The following is a 16774-nucleotide window of genomic DNA, read 5'->3' on the forward strand; positions in this document are numbered from 1 at the left end:
CAGCAGGGCAAGGGGTCTGGAAAATGCGTGGGAGGTTCGCGGCTAAAGCCCCTCCCACAAGGCTCGGCATGCTGTGGCCGGCAGGGTGGACAACGCTCTTTTTGTCCACCGCTCGTGTCGCCAGTGGTGGGCAAAAAGTGCGTTGTCCACTGGGTGGGCCGAAGCCCACCCTACGGGCCGGTCACTCAGGCCTGCTCGGAGCCGGCGTTCGGTGCGACCACCGGTGCGACAGGCGCGGCCTTGCCAGCCAGCAGGCGGGAGATCACGTCCTGCACCACCGGGCTCTTGCCGACCACCCCTTCGATGGCCTTGCCTACCGACAGCGACTTGGCGAAGGAGTTGAAGAAATCGCCCTCGCCGCCGACGATCTCGATCTTCGCCTTGGACATGGCCGCAGCCAGCACCTCGGCCTGATCCTTGGCGATATCCTTGTTGGCGTCGATGGCGGCCATGGCCTCCTCGAAGCTCTTCTCCAGCTGCATGCGGAACTCTTCGTGGGCACGCGCGGCGTCGCTGAGCGAATCCAGCGCGCCGAATTTCTTGCCCAGACCTTCGGCTTCGGCGCTCAGGCGCTCCAGCAGGATCGCGGCTTCGGCGGAACCCTGTTCCTTGGTCGCCTTGGCCTTGGCCAGACCCAGTTGCTCTTCGCCGCGCGCCTGGGCAGTGAGTTTTTCTTCCAGCACCTTGGCTTCGGCCAGGCCGTCTTTCTCTTTGGCAGCCGCCTGGGCTTCCAGCACACGGGCTTCGGCCAGGCCTTTTTCCTGCTCGCCCTTGGCATCGGCGATCAGGCGCTCGGCCTGCACGCGAGCCTCGGCGAGGCCTTCCTTCTCCTTGGCGGCGGCGGTAACTTCACGCACCTTGGCGTCGGCCAGACCCGGCGCAGCGCGCTCGGCTTCGATGCCTTCGGCCAGTTTCTTCTTGGCCTCGGCGCTCTTGGCTGCGGCTTCCAGTTCGGCCTGGGCCAGGTTGTTGATTTCCACGGCCTTGTGCTTGGAGCGAGTCTCGTCGGCTTCGGCCTGCTTGACCTGACGCACCAGCTCCTGCTCGGCTTCGGCCTGGGCGTTGAGCACGGCGACCTGCTTGAGGCGCTCGGCTTCGGAGACTTCGCGCACTTCCTTGATGCGCTCTTCTTCCTGGGCCACGGTCTTCTCGACCGCCACGCGCTCGCGGATCACCCCGGCGATGTTCTTGCGCTCTTCTTCCAGCGCCTTTTCCTTCTCGATGCGCTGCAGCTCAACCTCGCGCTCGCGGGCGACCACTTCCAGATCCTTGGCGCGGGTGACCTTCTCCACCTCGATGACCACGGCACGCTGGCGATTCTGCTGGGCCACTTCCACTTCGCGCTGATGGTTCTCGGCGCGGATGTCCAGCTCCTGCTGGGTCTGGATGCGCGCCTGCTCGGCCTTCAGGCGCTCTTCCTCGCGCACCTTGAGGGTTTCCGCCTGCTCGCGGGCCTGGATGGTTTCGATTTCGCGCTTCTGCCGCGCCTCGGCATCAGCCTGCTGGCGCTCCAGGGCCAGGGTGGCCTCGCGGGTTTCGACGTTCTTCTTCTTGATCGCCAGCTCTTCGTTGCGCTCCAGCTCGTTGGTGATGACGTTCTGTGCAGCGGTCAGCTCGGTGATCTTGCGGATACCCTCGGCGTCGAGGATATTGCTCGGATCCAGCGACACCTTGGAGGTCTGTTCCAGGTAGTCGATGGCCACATCTTCCAGCACGTAACCGTTGAGGTCGTTGCCGATCACCTCGACGATGCGATCACGGAAGTCCTGACGATTCTCGAACAGCTGGACGAAATCGAACTGCTTGCCGACGGTCTTCAGCGCCTCGGAGAACTTGGCATTGAACAGCTCGTTGACCGCTGCGCGGTCGGAGGCGCGATCCACGCCGATGGCCTTGGCCACCTTAAGCACGTCTTCCTGGGTCTCGTTGACACGCAGGTAGAAGGCCACGGTGATGTCGGCACGCAGGTTGTCACGGCAGATCAGCCCGTCCTTGGCGCGGCGGTCGACTTCCAGGGTAATCAGGGAGATCTTCATGAACTCCTTGAGGTGGATCACCGGGTACACCAGCGAGCCGGTGAAGTGCACCTTGGGCGTCGAGCTCATGTCGTTGACGATCAGCGCGGTGCCCTGCGGAACCTTGATATAGAAGGCCTTGAACAGGGCGATCAGGGCGATCACGAAGAGGACGACCAGCCCGGCCCCGACGATGAAGGGGATGAGGTTTTCCATTACAGCTTCACTCCTTTGCTAATTGTGCAGGCAGGTTCGCCAATGCCTAGGCTGCCAGCGCTCTGTTACCTACGGATTTTCGGCTAGACGCCACGGAACTCTTCTTCGGTGATGATGCGATAGGCATGTTCGGCCGCCAGGTACTCCAGCAGCACCACACGGTCGCCACGCTTGAAACCCAGTGCCTCGTCGGCGCGCACGCGCAGGATCAATCCGGCGCCGCCATCTTCCAGCACCGCCTCGCCATGGCTGGCCGTAACCTTGCCACTGCGCACCACCGCCACCTGCCCCAGCACAGTTTTGCTGCTGGTTGCCTCAGCCTTCAGGAAAAGAGGCCGCAGCGGCCGGCAAATGGCCGCGCACAGCGGCGCAGCGACCACGAAGGAGCCAGCGATCACCACCAACCCCAGCGGGTAGCGCAGAATGCCCAGCGGCAGATGACGCAGCAGCCACAGCTCGATGAAGTAGCAGATGAACCAGGCGAAGAAGAACAGCAGCGTCAGCACCAGGGTGACTGGCACGCCGTCGAGCTTGAGCTTGTAGAGCAGGCCGGCGAGGCCTTCGGTCTGGCCGCTGCCTTCCATCACCGAGTCGGCCTCGATGTCGAGAAGGTCGACCTCGAGCAGGCCGGCGGCGACTACCAGCCAATAGATGACCGCCACGCACAGCAGGAAGCTGTAGATAGCGGTGGGGAATGACAGCGACGTCTGCAGGAAGAGTTCCATTTTTTCCTTTCCCGAATCAGGGAAACGGGGCGCGAAGGCCCCGTGTCTTTCACACCAGGATCAAGCCTTGGATTTGTCCTTCAGACGCGCCAGCACGCTGTCGGCACTGGCGTTGTCGGCCTTGATGCCGGCCGCACGCAGCTTGGCTTCCAGCGAATCGTCCGGCGCGCTGGTAGCGGCCAGTTCGGCCGAAGCTTCCATCTTCGCCGCACGCTCGGCCTGCTTCTGCTTGATGCGCTCGAGCGACTCGACCGCCGTCTGCAGCTTGGCCTGCGAGCCACCGTAGCGCTGCGCCACAGCCATCTGCGCCTTCTGCACGCTCTCGGTGGCCTTGACCGTATCCACCTGCTGTTTGAGGCGCTTGATATTGCCCTCGGCCTGGGTCACGGCCTTGCGCAGTTGCGCCACGCTGGCGGCAAAGCCTTCGGCCTGCTCGCGTTCGCCGGCCTGTTCAATTTCCAGGTTGGCGATCTTCTCGGCCACTTCCTTGGCCAGGGTTTCGTTGCCCGCCTCCAGCGCTTTCAGTGCGTACTGCTCGTACTCGGCGATGCTCGCCGCGCTCTTGGTCGCCTTGTCGCTGGCCAGCTTGTGCTTGGCCATGATCTCGGCCAGCGCTTCCTTGGACTTGCGCAGCTCGAGGTCGGCGTCGCGGATTTCCTGGTCGAGGATGCGCAGGGCCTGGCTATCGACCACCGCCTCACCCATTTCATTGGCACCGCCACGCAGCGCCGTCAGCAATTTGCTCCAGACATTCATCGTCCTATCTCCTCTCAGGCGCCAGACTTGAGGAAGCCTTCGTAGGCTTCGGTGGCCTTGATCACGTTGTCCGCCAGCAGCTCGATCTCGAACACCACGTCGGACAGGCTCGAGTAGGAGCTCAGCGCACCGAACATGGTGTAGCAGTCGCGCCCGTCGATCATCTTCTCCAGGCCGATGGACGACAGCGGGAACAGCTTGTGGGTGCGCAGCACTTCTTCGTTGAAGGCAGCGGCATCTTTCACGTCCGTCGCCGGCCAGAGCAGTGCCTCGACGATGATCTGCTCGCCGAATACGGCGACGAACAGTGGCAGATCGCCGTATTCGCGCATGGTGATGTGCAGGCTGGCGTCGGCGCCCTGAATCAGCTCGATGCCGGCCTGACCGTTTTGGAACAGTTCCGTTGCCGCGAGCGCTTCATGCAGCGCCTGAGCGGTCCAAACCTGAGGCATGTTCATACCCTCCTCCTTCTCCATCGGAGCCAGCAGCGACTGTGGCTGGCGCAGTTTTCGCTCGAACGCGACCAGAAGCGGCGCATGCTCGGGCAAGATCCAGACTTCCTTCTTCACCAACCCCTGCTCACGCAGGCGTTGACGATAAAGACGTTGGTAATGAGCGGATGATTTGCTGTCCATGCGTCGCAGCCTAGACCCTTACATGTAAGCCATCAAGTGATCACATGTAATAACTGTGATGCCGTTCGTCAGAAAGCCGCGCAGGCAGATACGCGCGACCATCAATGGCCGCAGCGACGAAAAGACAAGGGAAGGAGAACAGAGAGAGATTCATCCATGACTCAACCACAACGCTTCCATTCGCGGAGTGTCGAATTAAACCTCAGCAATCGCCGCGCCGCACGTGAAAAAGCGCCAACCGAGTCGCAGTTATGAGCCCCCCCTCACCAAGCAGGTCGCACGATGCACGAACTTCCACTCAGGGTGCGCCAGCTCCTGCACGCCGACCAGCGTAGCAGCGCCATCGCGCTGCTAGGCGAACTTGCCGCACTCGACGCGAAAGAGGCCGAGCAGCGCATCGATCACTACCTGAATGAAAACCCACCCATTCGCCCACGCGGCGCAGCCATCGTTCGCGCCAACCGAACCAATGCCCTGATCTGGCTGACATTGATCATCCTGATGGCGCTTCTTGGAGTGATCTTCGCACTTTGAGCCGCCCCAAAACAAAACCGGCGCCACAAGGGCGCCGGTTTGATCGAGGCGGAAAACCTCAGAGCGGTTTGCCGCGATTGCCGTGAGCCGCAACGAACTGCTGCACGGTTTTCAGGTCATTGACCAACACCGTGCAGCGCTCCTCGCGCTGGAACAGATCGGTCAGGTGCGCCGGCAACGCCGGAACGGCGTCGATGCCGGCCTTTTCCACCGCCTCGGGGAATTTGACCGGATGCGCGGTACCCAGCACCACCATCGGCGTGGCCAGGCTGCGACGGCACTCACGCGCGGCGCGCACGCCGATGGCAGTGTGCGGATCGAGCAGCTCGCCGCACTCCTTGTACACCTCGGTGATGGTTTCGCAGGTCTGCTCGTCATTCACCGCCAGCGAATCGAACAGCTTGCGCGCCTCGACCCAGCGATCTTCCTCGACGCTGAAGCCGCCACCTTGCTTGAAGGTATCCATCAAGCCAGCGATAGCCGCGCCATTACGCCCGTGCAGGTCGAACAGCAGACGCTCGAAGTTGGACGAAACCATGATGTCCATGGACGGCGACAGGGTCGGATGCAGGGTTTCTTTCACATACTGATTGCCGCTCATGAAGCGATGCAGGATGTCGTTGCGGTTGGTGGCGACGATCAGTTGGCTGACCGGCAGGCCCATGTTGCGCGCCAGGTAGCCGGCGAAGATATCGCCGAAGTTGCCGGTCGGCACCGAGAAGGCGATGGAACGCGCCGGGCCGCCGAGCTGCAGCGCCGCGTGGAAGTAGTAGACGATCTGGGCCATGATCCGCGCCCAGTTGATCGAGTTGACTGCCACCAGGCGGGTGCCCTTGAGGAAGCCCTGGTCGGCGAAGCTGGCCTTGACCATCTCCTGGCAGTCATCGAAGTTGCCTTCGATGGCGATGTTGTGGATGTTCTCACCGAGGATGGTGGTCATCTGCCGGCGCTGCACCTCGGACACACGGTTGTGCGGGTGCATGATGAAGATGTCGACGTTGTCGCAGGCCTTGCAGCCTTCGATGGCCGCCGAGCCGGTGTCACCGGAAGTAGCGCCCATGATCACCACACGCTCGCCGCGTTTGGCCAGTACGTGGTCGAGCAGGCGGCCGAGCAGTTGCAGGGCAAAGTCCTTGAACGCCAGGGTCGGGCCGTGGAACAGCTCCAGCACCCACTCGTTACCGTTCAACTGACGCAGCGGCGCAACGGCGTTGTGCTCGAACACACCGTAGGTTTCTTCGAGGATTTTCTTGAAATCGGCGTCAGCAATGGAGCCGGCCACGAACGGGCGCATCACGCGGAAGGCCAGCTCGTGATATGGCAGACCGGCCCAGGAAGCGATTTCCTCGACGGTGAAACGCGGCAGATTCTCCGGCACGTAGAGGCCGCCATCACTGGCGAGGCCAGCCAGCAGCACGTCTTCGAAATTCAGGGCCGGCGCCTGGCCGCGGGTACTGATATAGCGCATGGGATAAACCTTCGTTCGACTGCACCCGCAGGCCTGCGCCTGCGGATGAACACGGGATTAGTTGAGCTGTTCGACGCGCAGACGCATGACCGGCGAGGTCACACCATCCAGCGCTTCCATGGCGGCGATGGCCTCGATGATACGCGCCTCGACCACGCGATGGGTCACGAGGATCATCGGCACCAGACCGTCCTGCTCCTCGACTTCCTTCTGCATGATCGACTCGATGTTGATGCCGCGCTCGGAGAGGATGCTCGCCACCTGAGCCAGCACGCCCGGGTGATCCTTGGCCTGGATACGCAGGTAGTAGGCACTCTCGCTCTGCTCGATGGGCAGGATCGGGTGATCGGACAGCGAGTCCGGCTGGAAAGCCAGGTGCGGCACGCGATTGGTCGGATCGGTGGTCAGCGCACGTACCACGTCCACCAGGTCGGCCACTACGGCCGAAGCAGTCGGCTCCATGCCGGCGCCGGCACCGTAATAAAGGGTGCTGCCAACCGCATCACCGTTGACCATTACCGCATTCATCACGCCATTGACGTTGGCGATCAGACGGTCGGCAGGGATCAGCGTCGGGTGCACGCGCAGCTCGATGCCGGCATCAGTGCGACGAGCCACACCCAGGTGCTTGATGCGATAGCCCAGCGCTTCGGCGTAGTTCACATCAGCCGTGGTCAGCTTGGTGATGCCTTCGGTGTAGGCCTTGTCGAACTGCAGCGGGATGCCGAAAGCGATGGACGCCAGGATGGTCAGCTTGTGTGCCGCGTCGATGCCTTCGACGTCGAAGGTCGGATCGGCCTCGGCATAACCCAGCGCCTGCGCTTCCTTGAGCACGTCATCGAATGCACGGCCCTTCTCGCGCATCTCGGTGAGGATGAAGTTGCCGGTGCCGTTGATGATGCCGGCTAGCCAGTTGATGCGGTTGGCCGCAAGACCCTCGCGAATCGCCTTGATCACCGGAATGCCACCGGCCACAGCGGCTTCGAACGCGACGATCACGCCCTTCTCGCGCGCCTTGGCGAAGATCTCGTTACCGTGCACGGCGATCAGCGCCTTGTTGGCGGTGACCACGTGCTTGCCATTCTCGATGGCCTTGAGCACCAGCTCCTTGGCCAGGGTATAGCCGCCGATCAGCTCGATGACGATGTCGATCTCGGGATTGTTGACCAGCTCGAACACATCGCTGGTCATGGCAATGCCGGTGGTGTCGTACTGCGGCTTGGGCGAACGAATGGCGATCTGGGCAATCTCGATGCCGCGACCGGCGCGCCGAGTAATCTCCTCGGCATTGCGCTTGAGTACATTCAAAGTACCGCCACCGACGGTGCCCAACCCACAGATGCCCACTTTGACCGGCTTCACACTCAATTCCCCATCAGCACTGCACGAAACGGCCGGAGCATGCTCCGGCCGCAGATAAAGAGCCGCACCTTACGAAGCGGCTGTTTGTTAGTCAATCCAACTCAGTCATTCGACTCCAGCGCAATCTTGGCAAGCTGCGGCGCCGGCTGGTAGCCCGGAATCATCTTGCCGTTGGCCAGGATGACGGACGGCGTACCGTTGACGCCGATCAGATGCCCCAGTTCGTACTGCTTGGCCACCGGATTGTCGCAGGTCGCCTCCGGTACACCCTGACGGGTCTTGGCTTTGTTCATGGCCGCCTGGCGATCCTTGCTGCACCAGACGCTCTGCAACTCACGCGCTGCCGAGCTGTTCATGCCCTGACGCGGGAACGCCAGATAACGAACCTCGACGCCCAGACGATTGAGCTCGGGGATCTCGCTGTGCAGCTTCTGGCAGTAGCCGCACTCGGTATCGGTGAAGACGGTGATATGGGTCTTCGCATCCTTCGCCGGGAACACCACCATCTCGCTGGTCGGGATGGCGTCGATCTGCTTGGCAACCGCGCGGCTTTCCTCGACTTCGGTAAGGTTGACGGCCTTGCCATCCTTGACCTGGAACAGATAGCCCTGGATCAGGAACTGCCCATCGGCACTGGTATAGAGCTGACGACCGCCCTTGAGCTGAACCTGGTAGATACCCGACATCGGGCTTTCGGCGATGGCCTCGATCGGCAGCTCTGCGTCCAGCGACTTCAGGCTCTGACGGATGGCCTGATCCGGATCGGCGGCCAGGCTGATACTGCTACCCAGTGCCAAAGCCAGGGCGACGGAAAGACGAATCGGGGACATGAATACTCCTGTCGAAGGACAAGCGGCGGAATGGGCACAGCCTACCACAGAAGCGCCACACGGCAGCGCGGCGCTGCGCCAGCGGTGTGAACGGGCAGACGGATCGCTCTGTTCGATTCGGCAACGCCGACGATGTTCCCAACTACCCCCGGGGATGGTGCCGAGCATGCAATTCCTGCAAGCGCGCACGAGCGATATGGGTATAGATCTGCGTGGTGGACAGATCGCTATGGCCCAGCAACATCTGCACCACGCGCAAGTCGGCGCCATGGTTGAGCAGGTGCGTGGCGAAAGCGTGGCGCAGGGTATGCGGCGACAATGCCTTGGCGATCCCCGCTACACGGGCCTGGAGCTTGATCCGATGCCAGAAGGTCTGCCGGGTCATCTGTTCACCACGCAGGCTGGGAAACAGCACGTCACTGGGCTTGCCCGCGAGCAGCAACGGGCGCGCCTCGCGGCTGTAGCGCTCGATCCAGGCAATGGCCTCCTCACCCAATGGCACCAGGCGCTCCTTGCTGCCCTTGCCGAACACACGCAGCACGCCCTGACGCAGATTGACCTGCTCCAACGTCAGCCCGACCAGTTCGCTGACACGCAAGCCACAGGCATACAGCACTTCGAGCATGGCGCGATCACGCAAGCCAATAGGGTCATCCAGATCAGGCGCCTGCAGCAGCGCCTCGACATCCGCCTCGGACAGCGACTTGGGCAGCGGCCTGCCGATCTGCGGTAACTCGACCTGCAAGGTCGGGTCTTCGCTTATCAGCGTCTCGCGCAACAGAAAGCGGTAGAAACCGCGTACCCCAGACAGGAAACGTGCCGTGGAACGGGCCTGGTAGCCCTGCTCCAGACGCCAGGCCAGGTGATCGAGAATCGCATCGCGACCGGCATGTCGCAGCACGAGGCCACGGCCATCGAGCCAGGCATTGAAATGCTCCAGGTCGCTGCGATAGGCGGCCTGGGTATGGGCAGAAAGGCCTTTTTCCAGCCACAGCGCCTCGAGAAAGCGCTCGATCAGTGGATCGGGTAAGGTTGCCATCGAAGACTCATGCACAGGTGAGTCGCCTAGTGTTCCATAGCCCCACGCCGATAGGGAGATCCGATGAGCGAGACACAGATCCAGCTGAGCCTGGGCGGCATCGGCCTACTGGCACTGGCCAGCCAGTGGCTGGCCTGGCGCATCCGCCTGCCGGCGATTCTCTTTCTGCTGTTTGGCGGCATCCTGGCCGGCCCGCTGCTGGGCCTGCTCGACCCACAGGCACTTTTCGGCCCACTATTGTTTCCCTTCATTTCCCTGGCCGTCGCGCTGATCCTCTTCGAGGGCAGCCTGACCCTGCATCTGTCGGAATGGCGTGAGATCGGCAAGGTAGTACACCGCCTGGTCACCCTGGGCGCCCTGCTGACCTGGGCGGTGATCAGCATAGCCAGCCATTACCTGCTGAATTTTTCCTGGGATCTGGCACTGCTGTTCGGCACCCTCACCCTGGTCACCGGGCCGACGGTGATCGCCCCGATGCTGCGCGTGGTTCGCCCCACCTCGGCAGTCGCCAATATCCTGCGCTGGGAAGGTATCGTCATCGACCCCATCGGCGCCCTGCTGGCCGTGGTCACCTTCGCCTTCATCGTCAGCTACGCCGAGGGCAACGCCTGGAGCGAGAGCCTGAGCACCTTCGCTGCGGTGATCGCCTGCGGCAGCCTGCTCGGCGCCGCTGCTGGCTGGGGTTTCGGCATCGTCCTGCGTCGCCGCTGGCTGCCAGAGTATCTGCACACCTTTGCCGCCCTGGCCGCAGTGCTCGGCGTATTCATCGCCGCCAACCTGATCGAACACGAGTCCGGGCTGCTCGCCGTCACCGTGATGGGCATGTGGCTGGCGAACATGCGCGGCGTGGATATCCGGCCGATCCTGCACTTCAAGGAAAACCTCAGCGTGCTGCTGATCTCCGGCCTGTTCATCATCCTCGCCGCCCGCCTGGATCTGCACGCGCTACTGGCGCTCGGCCCGGTAACACTGCTTCTGCTGGCAGTCATCCAGTTCGTCGCGCGCCCGCTGAATATCCTGGCCTGCACACTGGGCTCCAACCTCAACTGGCGCGAACGCGCGCTGCTGGCCTGGATCGCTCCACGCGGCATCGTCGCCGCAGCCGTCTCGGCCATCTTCGCCCTGCGCCTGGAGCAGCAGGGCAATCCCCAGGCGCAGCTTCTGGTGCCACTGACCTTCATGGTGATCATCGGCACCGTCGTCCTGCAGAGCGCAACGGCGCGCCCGCTGGCACGCCTGCTGAAAGTGACCGAACCGTCGCCGAGCGGCTTTCTGATCATCGGAGCCACCCCCGTGGCCCGAGCACTGGGCAAGGCGATCCAGAGCCTTGGCAGCCAGGTGCTACTGACCGACTCGAGCTGGGAGAATATCCGCGCCGCCCGCATGGCCGGGCTGCCCACCTATTTCGGCAACCCGACCTCACAGCACGCAGAAGCCCACCTGGATCTGGTCGGCCTCGGTCACCTGCTGGCCGTGTCGCCATCGGCGGAACTCAACGCCCTGGCCTGCATGCACTTCCGCCATGATTTCCCGGGCAACCGACGCTTCACCCTGCCGACCGGCAGCGACGGCAAACGCAGCGACAAACATCGCAGCAGCGATGAAGTACGCGGCCTGCCGCTGGGCAGCCAGGCCACGAGCTATCCACGTTTCGCCAGCCAACTGGCCCGCGGTGACGAGGTACGCAGCACCACCCTGACGCAGACCTTCGACTGGCCGGCCTATCAGGCGCTACATGGCAAGCGCGCGACGCTGATCCTGGCCCGCGACCCCAACGGCTGGCTGCATGTGGCCACGCTGCCGCTGACCTTCACACCCACGACCGGCTGGACGCTGACGGCACTGATCGAAACAGAACAGCCTCCAGTTGAGCAGGAAACACCCGACACCAGATAAGCGTCGACCAATAGCCTATCTTTGGTTGGGTGACGAACATGAGCGCCGAGCGCATGATTTCATCATGCCATCAGCCACCCGGAAGCATGCCATGCCCCAACACAGCAACTCGCGACTTGGCCAGATATTGATCAGCAAGGGGCTGATCACCTCCGCGCAGTTGGATGCCGCGATCAAACTGCAACTGGTCAGTCGCCAGCGCTTGGGCGAAGTACTGCTCGAACAGGGCCTGGTCACGCAAAAGCAACTGAGCAAGGCGCTCAAGAAACAGACCAACCTGCGCCTCGCTGCCACGCTGGTAGCCGCCCTGCTGAGCCCCTTCCAGATGGCCAGCGCCGATATCCAGCGATTGCAGCCCCCGACCAGCATCACCCGCCAGGAAACACCACCCGGCATGCGCAGCCTGAGCGACAGCGAAATGAGCGAGGTTAGTGCGCAAGGCCTGGACGCCGCCCTTCAGGGCCTGCTGCTGCAAGCGGAAAGCGGCGACGGCATGGGCGCAATGCAACAACTGGCGAAACTGGTCATGCCGGCGCTGGAAAGCCTGGAGGCGGAGACCACACTGAGCGATGTGCACTATGACACCAGCAAGCTACGCTCGACACTCAATGCCGACGGCTCGTTCAACGTCAACCTGCCCAGCTCGATCGGCGAAATGCGCTTCGACAACATTCGCGTCAAAGGCGCAGCCCCAGAACAGAACTTCGGCAGCCTGCGCCTGCACGACATCGACCTGTCACAGGCCAGCCTGAAGATCAGCTTGCGCCCATGACGGGACACAGAAACGAAAAAAGCAGCCCGAGGGCTGCTTTTTTCTTGGAGAGCGTCCGAACTTAGGACAGCTTTTCCTTGATGCGCGCGGCTTTGCCGGACAGGTCGCGCAGGTAGTACAGCTTGGCCTTGCGTACGTCACCGCGACGCTTGACGCTCAGGCTGTCGACCAGCGGCGAGTAGGTCTGGAAGGTACGCTCGACGCCCACACCGCTGGAGATCTTGCGCACGGTGAACGCGCTGTTCAGACCGCGGTTACGCTTGGCGATAACAACGCCTTCGAAAGCCTGCAGACGCTGACGGTCGCCTTCCTTCACTTTCACTTGCACGACAACGGTGTCGCCCGGTGCGAAAGTCGGGATTTCTTTGTTCATCTGCTCAGCTTCGAGCATCTGGATAATCTTGTTGGTCATGCTGCGCTCCTAAGACAAGCCTCCCGGCCTGCCATCGATACGTTAACTATCGTCCCGCTGGCGGATGTATTCCTCCAGCAGCTTCTTCTCTTCTCCAGAAAGCGAGCGGCTATCCAGAAGATCAGCGCGGCGTTCCCAGGTTCGTCCAAGGGACTGCTGCAAACGCCAGCGCCGGATGTGTTCGTGATTGCCACTAAGCAATACTTCAGGAACACGTTTATCCGCATACACCTCCGGACGGGTGTAGTGCGGGCAGTCGAGCAGGCCATCCGTAAAGGAGTCCTCCTCGGCCGAGTCGGCATGACCCAATGCACCAGGCAAAAGGCGCGTCACCGCGTCGATCAGCACCATGGCCGGCAGCTCACCGCCGGACAGGACGTAGTCGCCGATCGACCATTCCTCATCGACATGCGCTTCGATGAAGCGCTCGTCGATACCTTCATAACGACCGGCAATCAGGATCAGTGCTTCTTCCTGAGCCAGCTCACGAACCGCAGCCTGATTCAGCTGCCTGCCCTGAGGCGACAGGTAGATCACCTTGGCCGCCTCCCCCGCTGCCTGCCTGGCGCTTGCCAGAGCATCCTCGAGGGGCTTGATCTTCATCACCATGCCGGGGCCGCCACCGAAGGGGCGATCATCCACCGTGTGATGTCGATCGGTCGTGTAATCCCGCGGATTCCAGCAATTGAGCTTCAGCAGCTCCTGCTTCACCGCGCGACTGGTGATGCCATACTCGCCGATGGCGGCAAACATTTCCGGGAACAGGGTGATGACTTCTACGCGCATGAGCCTTAGAAATCCGCATCCCAGTCGACCCGCATCTCACCGACTGCCAGATCGATCGAAAGCACACACTGATCCGTATAGGGCAGTAGACGCTCGCGATCATCCAGGCTGCCTGCGCAAGCCTTGACCACCATCACATCGTTGGCACCGGTCTCGAACAGATGGTCGACCACACCGAGCAACTGCCCCGCCTGATCGATGACCTTCAAGCCCTGCAACTGGTACCAGTAGAACTCGCCTTCTTCCAGATCCGGCAGCTCGCTACGCGGCACGCAAATCTCGAAACCGGCGTATGTACGCGCGATCTCGCGATCATCCAGACCTTTCAACTTGGCTACCAGCACCTTGCCTTGTAGGCGGCCGCTGGCCAATTCCACTTTATTTACCTCACCGTCACGCCTGAGCGTCCAGTTTTGGTAATCGAGCACGTTATCGATGGGATCGGTAAAGGAGTACACCTTCACTTCACCCTTGACGCCGTGCACCGAAACAATCTTGCCGAGAACTACCAGATCCTCGGCTACGGCCGGCGTCGTACTCATAAAATTGCTTAGGCAGCAGCCTTGGCAGCTTCCTTGAGCAGCTGAGCAACGCGCTCAGACGGCTGTGCACCCTGGCTCAGCCAGTAGGTAGCGCGCTCTTGATTGACGGACAGCTTGACTTCAGCACCCGAGGCGATCGGATTGAAGAAGCCGATACGCTCTACGAAGCGACCGTCGCGCGCATTGCGGCTGTTGGTCACGGTCAGGTGGTAGAAGGGGCGCTTTTTGGAGCCGCCACGAGCGAGACGAATAGTTACCATGAGAACATCGTTCCTGTTGTCGGTGCTAACTTGAGGCACACATTAAAAATGGGCCTGGGCCCGAAAGGCCGCATATTCTAAGAGCTTATGCGGCATGCTGCAAGCGGCAGGCTGAAGGCAATTGCAACGCAGACCCAAGGCATAGCCTGAGGCCCGCAACCTACAGCCTGCCGCCATTTTTCTAGAACTTCGGCATCCCGCCACCACCGGGCAGCATGCCGCCCATACCGCGCATCATCTTGGCCATGCCACCCTTGGCGGTGAATTTCTTCATCATCTTCTGCATCTGCTTGTGCTGCTTGATCAAGCGACCAATGTCCTGCACCTGGGTACCGGAACCCATTGCGATGCGGCGCTTGCGCGAGCCGCTGATGATATCCGGGTCACGGCGCTCGGCCGGCGTCATCGAATTGATGATGGCTTCCATCTGCTTGAACTGCTTCTCGGCCGCGCCCTGGGCGTTACCCATCTGCGACAGGTTGACGCCACCGATAGACGGCAACTTGTCCATCAGGCCGCCGAGGCCACCCATGTTCTTCATCTGCTGCAGTTGGTCACGGAAGTCTTCGAGATCGAAGCCCTTGCCCTTCTTCAGCTTCTTGGTGAGCTTCTCGGCCTTCTCGCGATCGAGGGTCTGCTCGGCCTGCTCGATCAGGCTGAGCACGTCGCCCATGCCGAGGATGCGCGAGGCGATACGATCCGGATGGAAGGGCTCGAGTGCGTCGCTCTTCTCGCCCATACCGATGAACTTGATCGGCTTGCCGGTGATCTGGCGTACCGACAGCGCGGCACCGCCACGGGCATCACCGTCGACCTTGGTCAGCACCACACCGGTCAGCGGCAGCGCATCGCTGAAGGCCTTGGCCGTGTTGGCCGCATCCTGACCGGTCATGGCGTCGACCACGAACAGGGTCTCGACCGGCTTGACCGCCGCGTGCAGCGCCTGGATCTCGGCCATCATCTCGGCATCCACGGCCAGACGACCGGCGGTATCGAGGATGACCACGTCGATGAATTTCAGCTTGGCTTCGCGGATCGCCGCATTGGCGATATCCACGGGCTTCTGGCTGGCATCGGAGGGGAAGAAGGTAACGCCCAGATCGCCGGCGAGGGTTTCCAACTGCTTGATCGCTGCCGGGCGATAGACGTCGGCCGATACCAGCAGCACCGACTTCTTCTTGCGCTCCTTGAGGAACTTGGCCAGCTTGCCGGCGGTAGTGGTCTTACCCGCACCCTGCAGGCCGGCCATCAGCACCACCGCGGGCGGTGCGGCATTGAGCGCCAGGTCTTCGTTGGCCGCGCCCATCAGCTCTTCCAGCTCGGCACGGACGATCTTCACGAACGCCTGACCCGGCGTCAGGCTCTTGGAGACCTCGGTGCCGACGGCACGCTCCTTGACCTTGCCGACGAAGTCCTTGACCACCGGCAGTGCCACGTCAGCCTCGAGCAGCGCCATGCGCACTTCGCGCAAGGTGTCTTTGATGTTGTCTTCGGTGAGCTTGGCCTTGCCCGTGACGTTACGCAGCGTCTGGGATAGGCGGTCGGTAAGATTTTCGAACATGCGCGTTCCTTTGAGGTCCGACCCGACATGGCGGGCATGCGACAAGCGGCGGATTATAGCGAAGTCCCCTGGCTGCCGACACCGCCAGCGGTCTTTCGTGACGACCGCGTTGTGTGCCACACTCAGCGCCTTTCGGGCCCGCCTTATACGGATTTATGCACCCTCTGCTGCCCAGCCTCGCCGCCGCCGTCCTGTATGCCGGCGCTGCCACCTACCAAGGCCTGCGCCTCTCCCAGCGCAGCCCCGTCGACAAGCGCCTCCTTGCACTGTTCGGCGCCCTCGCACTTGTGCTGCACGTCGCCAGCCTGTTCTACCAGCTGAACCAGGGCGGCAGCCTCAACCTGGACTTCTTCAACGCCGCGAGCCTGATCGCCTGCGCCGTGATCGGGCTGACGCTGCTGGCATGCCTGCGCATCCCGGTGGAGAACCTGCTGCTGATGCTGTTCCCGCTCGGCACCCTGACGGTACTCAGCGCCGAGTTCATGCCCAGCGGCACCATCCAGCCCATCGTCGAACACCCCGGCATACTTGCCCACATTCTCCTGTCAGTGCTGGCTTACGGCATGCTCACCATCGCCGTGGTTCAGTCCGTCCTGCTGCTACTGCAGGATCATCAGCTCAAGCACAAGCACCCCTCGGGGCTGATTCGCAACTTCCCGCCGCTGCAAACCATGGAAAGTCTGCTGTTCGGTTTTCTCTGGGCTGGCTGGGTGCTGCTGTCGCTGTCGCTGCTGTCCGGTGCGCTGTTCATCGACGACCTGTTCGCCCAGCACCTGGCGCACAAGACCATCCTCTCCTGCTTCGCCTGGGTGGTATTCGCCGTGCTGTTGTGGGGACGCCACCAGCTGGGCTGGCGCGGCCACAAGGCCATTCGCTGGACCCTCGCCGGGTTCTGCCTGCTGATGCTGGCCTACTTCGGCAGCAAGCTGGTTCGCGAATTCATCCTGCACATCTGAGGCGGTCGT

17 protein-coding genes are annotated in these 16774 nt (G+C 62.2%); 4 read left to right on the top strand and 13 right to left on the bottom strand.

Translation table 11 applies throughout. From position 1 onward, the window contains the following. Window positions 1-185 precede the first annotated feature (185 nt). The 4 genes from VC352_RS18865 to VC352_RS18880 form a co-directional block, all read right to left on the bottom strand. Window positions 186-2231: a flotillin family protein gene (locus VC352_RS18865; protein ID WP_322981052.1), complete on the bottom strand. Its 2046-nt coding sequence runs from the start codon at window positions 2229-2231 to the stop codon at window positions 186-188. Window positions 2232-2314: 83 nt separating this feature from the next. Further along, a complete protein-coding gene (locus VC352_RS18870) occupies window positions 2315-2956 on the bottom strand; it encodes a hypothetical protein (RefSeq protein WP_322981053.1) in 642 nt (213 codons plus the stop codon). A gap of 60 nt (window positions 2957-3016) precedes the next feature. Further along, a complete protein-coding gene (locus VC352_RS18875; RefSeq protein ID WP_322981054.1) occupies window positions 3017-3712 on the bottom strand; it encodes a PspA/IM30 family protein in 696 nt (231 codons plus the stop codon). Between the two features lie 14 nt (window positions 3713-3726). Then, complete coding sequence (locus VC352_RS18880) at window positions 3727-4347, bottom strand: YjfI family protein (protein WP_322981055.1); 621 nt, start codon at window positions 4345-4347, stop codon at window positions 3727-3729. Between the two features lie 303 nt (window positions 4348-4650). On the opposite strand from VC352_RS18880, the gene VC352_RS18885 reads away from it, so the two are divergent. After that, window positions 4651-4881 (top strand): hypothetical protein, encoded by a 231-nt coding sequence (locus VC352_RS18885; RefSeq protein ID WP_322981056.1) that lies wholly within the window; start codon window positions 4651-4653, stop codon window positions 4879-4881. A 58-nt stretch (window positions 4882-4939) separates the two neighbouring features. Here the strand turns inward: VC352_RS18885 and thrC are convergent, their stop codons facing one another. The 4 genes from thrC to xerD all read right to left on the bottom strand — a co-directional run bounded on the left by thrC (window position 4940) and on the right by xerD (window position 9580). Next, window positions 4940-6349, bottom strand: a complete 1410-nt coding sequence (thrC, locus tag VC352_RS18890) for a threonine synthase (RefSeq protein WP_322981057.1) — start codon at window positions 6347-6349, stop codon at window positions 4940-4942. 57 nt (window positions 6350-6406) lie between these two features. Next, window positions 6407-7711: a homoserine dehydrogenase gene (locus tag VC352_RS18895; RefSeq protein WP_322981058.1), complete on the bottom strand. Its 1305-nt coding sequence runs from the start codon at window positions 7709-7711 to the stop codon at window positions 6407-6409. 101 nt (window positions 7712-7812) lie between these two features. Next, on the bottom strand, window positions 7813-8541 hold the full coding sequence (dsbC, locus tag VC352_RS18900; protein ID WP_322981059.1) for a bifunctional protein-disulfide isomerase/oxidoreductase DsbC: 729 nt from the start codon (window positions 8539-8541) through the stop codon (window positions 7813-7815). Window positions 8542-8683: 142 nt separating this feature from the next. Continuing rightward, window positions 8684-9580, bottom strand: coding sequence for a site-specific tyrosine recombinase XerD (gene xerD / locus VC352_RS18905; protein ID WP_322981060.1), 897 nt, complete (start codon window positions 9578-9580; stop codon window positions 8684-8686). A gap of 63 nt (window positions 9581-9643) precedes the next feature. On the opposite strand from xerD, the gene VC352_RS18910 reads away from it, so the two are divergent. After that, complete coding sequence (locus VC352_RS18910; RefSeq protein ID WP_322981061.1) at window positions 9644-11476, top strand: sodium:proton antiporter; 1833 nt, start codon at window positions 9644-9646, stop codon at window positions 11474-11476. Between the two features lie 91 nt (window positions 11477-11567). Further along, window positions 11568-12248, top strand: a complete 681-nt coding sequence (locus VC352_RS18915; protein WP_322981062.1) for a hypothetical protein — start codon at window positions 11568-11570, stop codon at window positions 12246-12248. Window positions 12249-12309: 61 nt separating this feature from the next. Here the strand turns inward: VC352_RS18915 and rplS are convergent, their stop codons facing one another. The 5 genes from rplS to ffh form a co-directional block, all read right to left on the bottom strand. Then, a complete protein-coding gene (gene rplS / locus VC352_RS18920) occupies window positions 12310-12660 on the bottom strand; it encodes a 50S ribosomal protein L19 (protein ID WP_003246155.1) in 351 nt (116 codons plus the stop codon). 42 nt (window positions 12661-12702) lie between these two features. After that, window positions 12703-13446: a tRNA (guanosine(37)-N1)-methyltransferase TrmD gene (gene trmD / locus VC352_RS18925; RefSeq protein ID WP_322981063.1), complete on the bottom strand. Its 744-nt coding sequence runs from the start codon at window positions 13444-13446 to the stop codon at window positions 12703-12705. Between the two features lie 5 nt (window positions 13447-13451). After that, window positions 13452-13988: a ribosome maturation factor RimM gene (gene rimM, locus VC352_RS18930; protein WP_322981064.1), complete on the bottom strand. Its 537-nt coding sequence runs from the start codon at window positions 13986-13988 to the stop codon at window positions 13452-13454. Window positions 13989-13996: 8 nt separating this feature from the next. Further along, complete coding sequence (rpsP, locus tag VC352_RS18935; RefSeq protein ID WP_009403592.1) at window positions 13997-14248, bottom strand: 30S ribosomal protein S16; 252 nt, start codon at window positions 14246-14248, stop codon at window positions 13997-13999. A gap of 181 nt (window positions 14249-14429) precedes the next feature. Further along, on the bottom strand, window positions 14430-15809 hold the full coding sequence (ffh, locus tag VC352_RS18940; protein ID WP_322981065.1) for a signal recognition particle protein: 1380 nt from the start codon (window positions 15807-15809) through the stop codon (window positions 14430-14432). Between the two features lie 155 nt (window positions 15810-15964). Here ffh and VC352_RS18945 point away from each other — a divergent pair, with 155 nt between their 5' ends. After that, complete coding sequence (locus tag VC352_RS18945; protein WP_322981066.1) at window positions 15965-16765, top strand: inner membrane protein YpjD; 801 nt, start codon at window positions 15965-15967, stop codon at window positions 16763-16765. The last annotated feature ends 9 nt before the right edge of the window (window positions 16766-16774 follow it).

The sequence above is a fragment of the Pseudomonas sp. C11 genome (assembly GCF_034683865.1).
In the GTDB taxonomy this organism is placed as follows: domain Bacteria; phylum Pseudomonadota; class Gammaproteobacteria; order Pseudomonadales; family Pseudomonadaceae; genus Aquipseudomonas.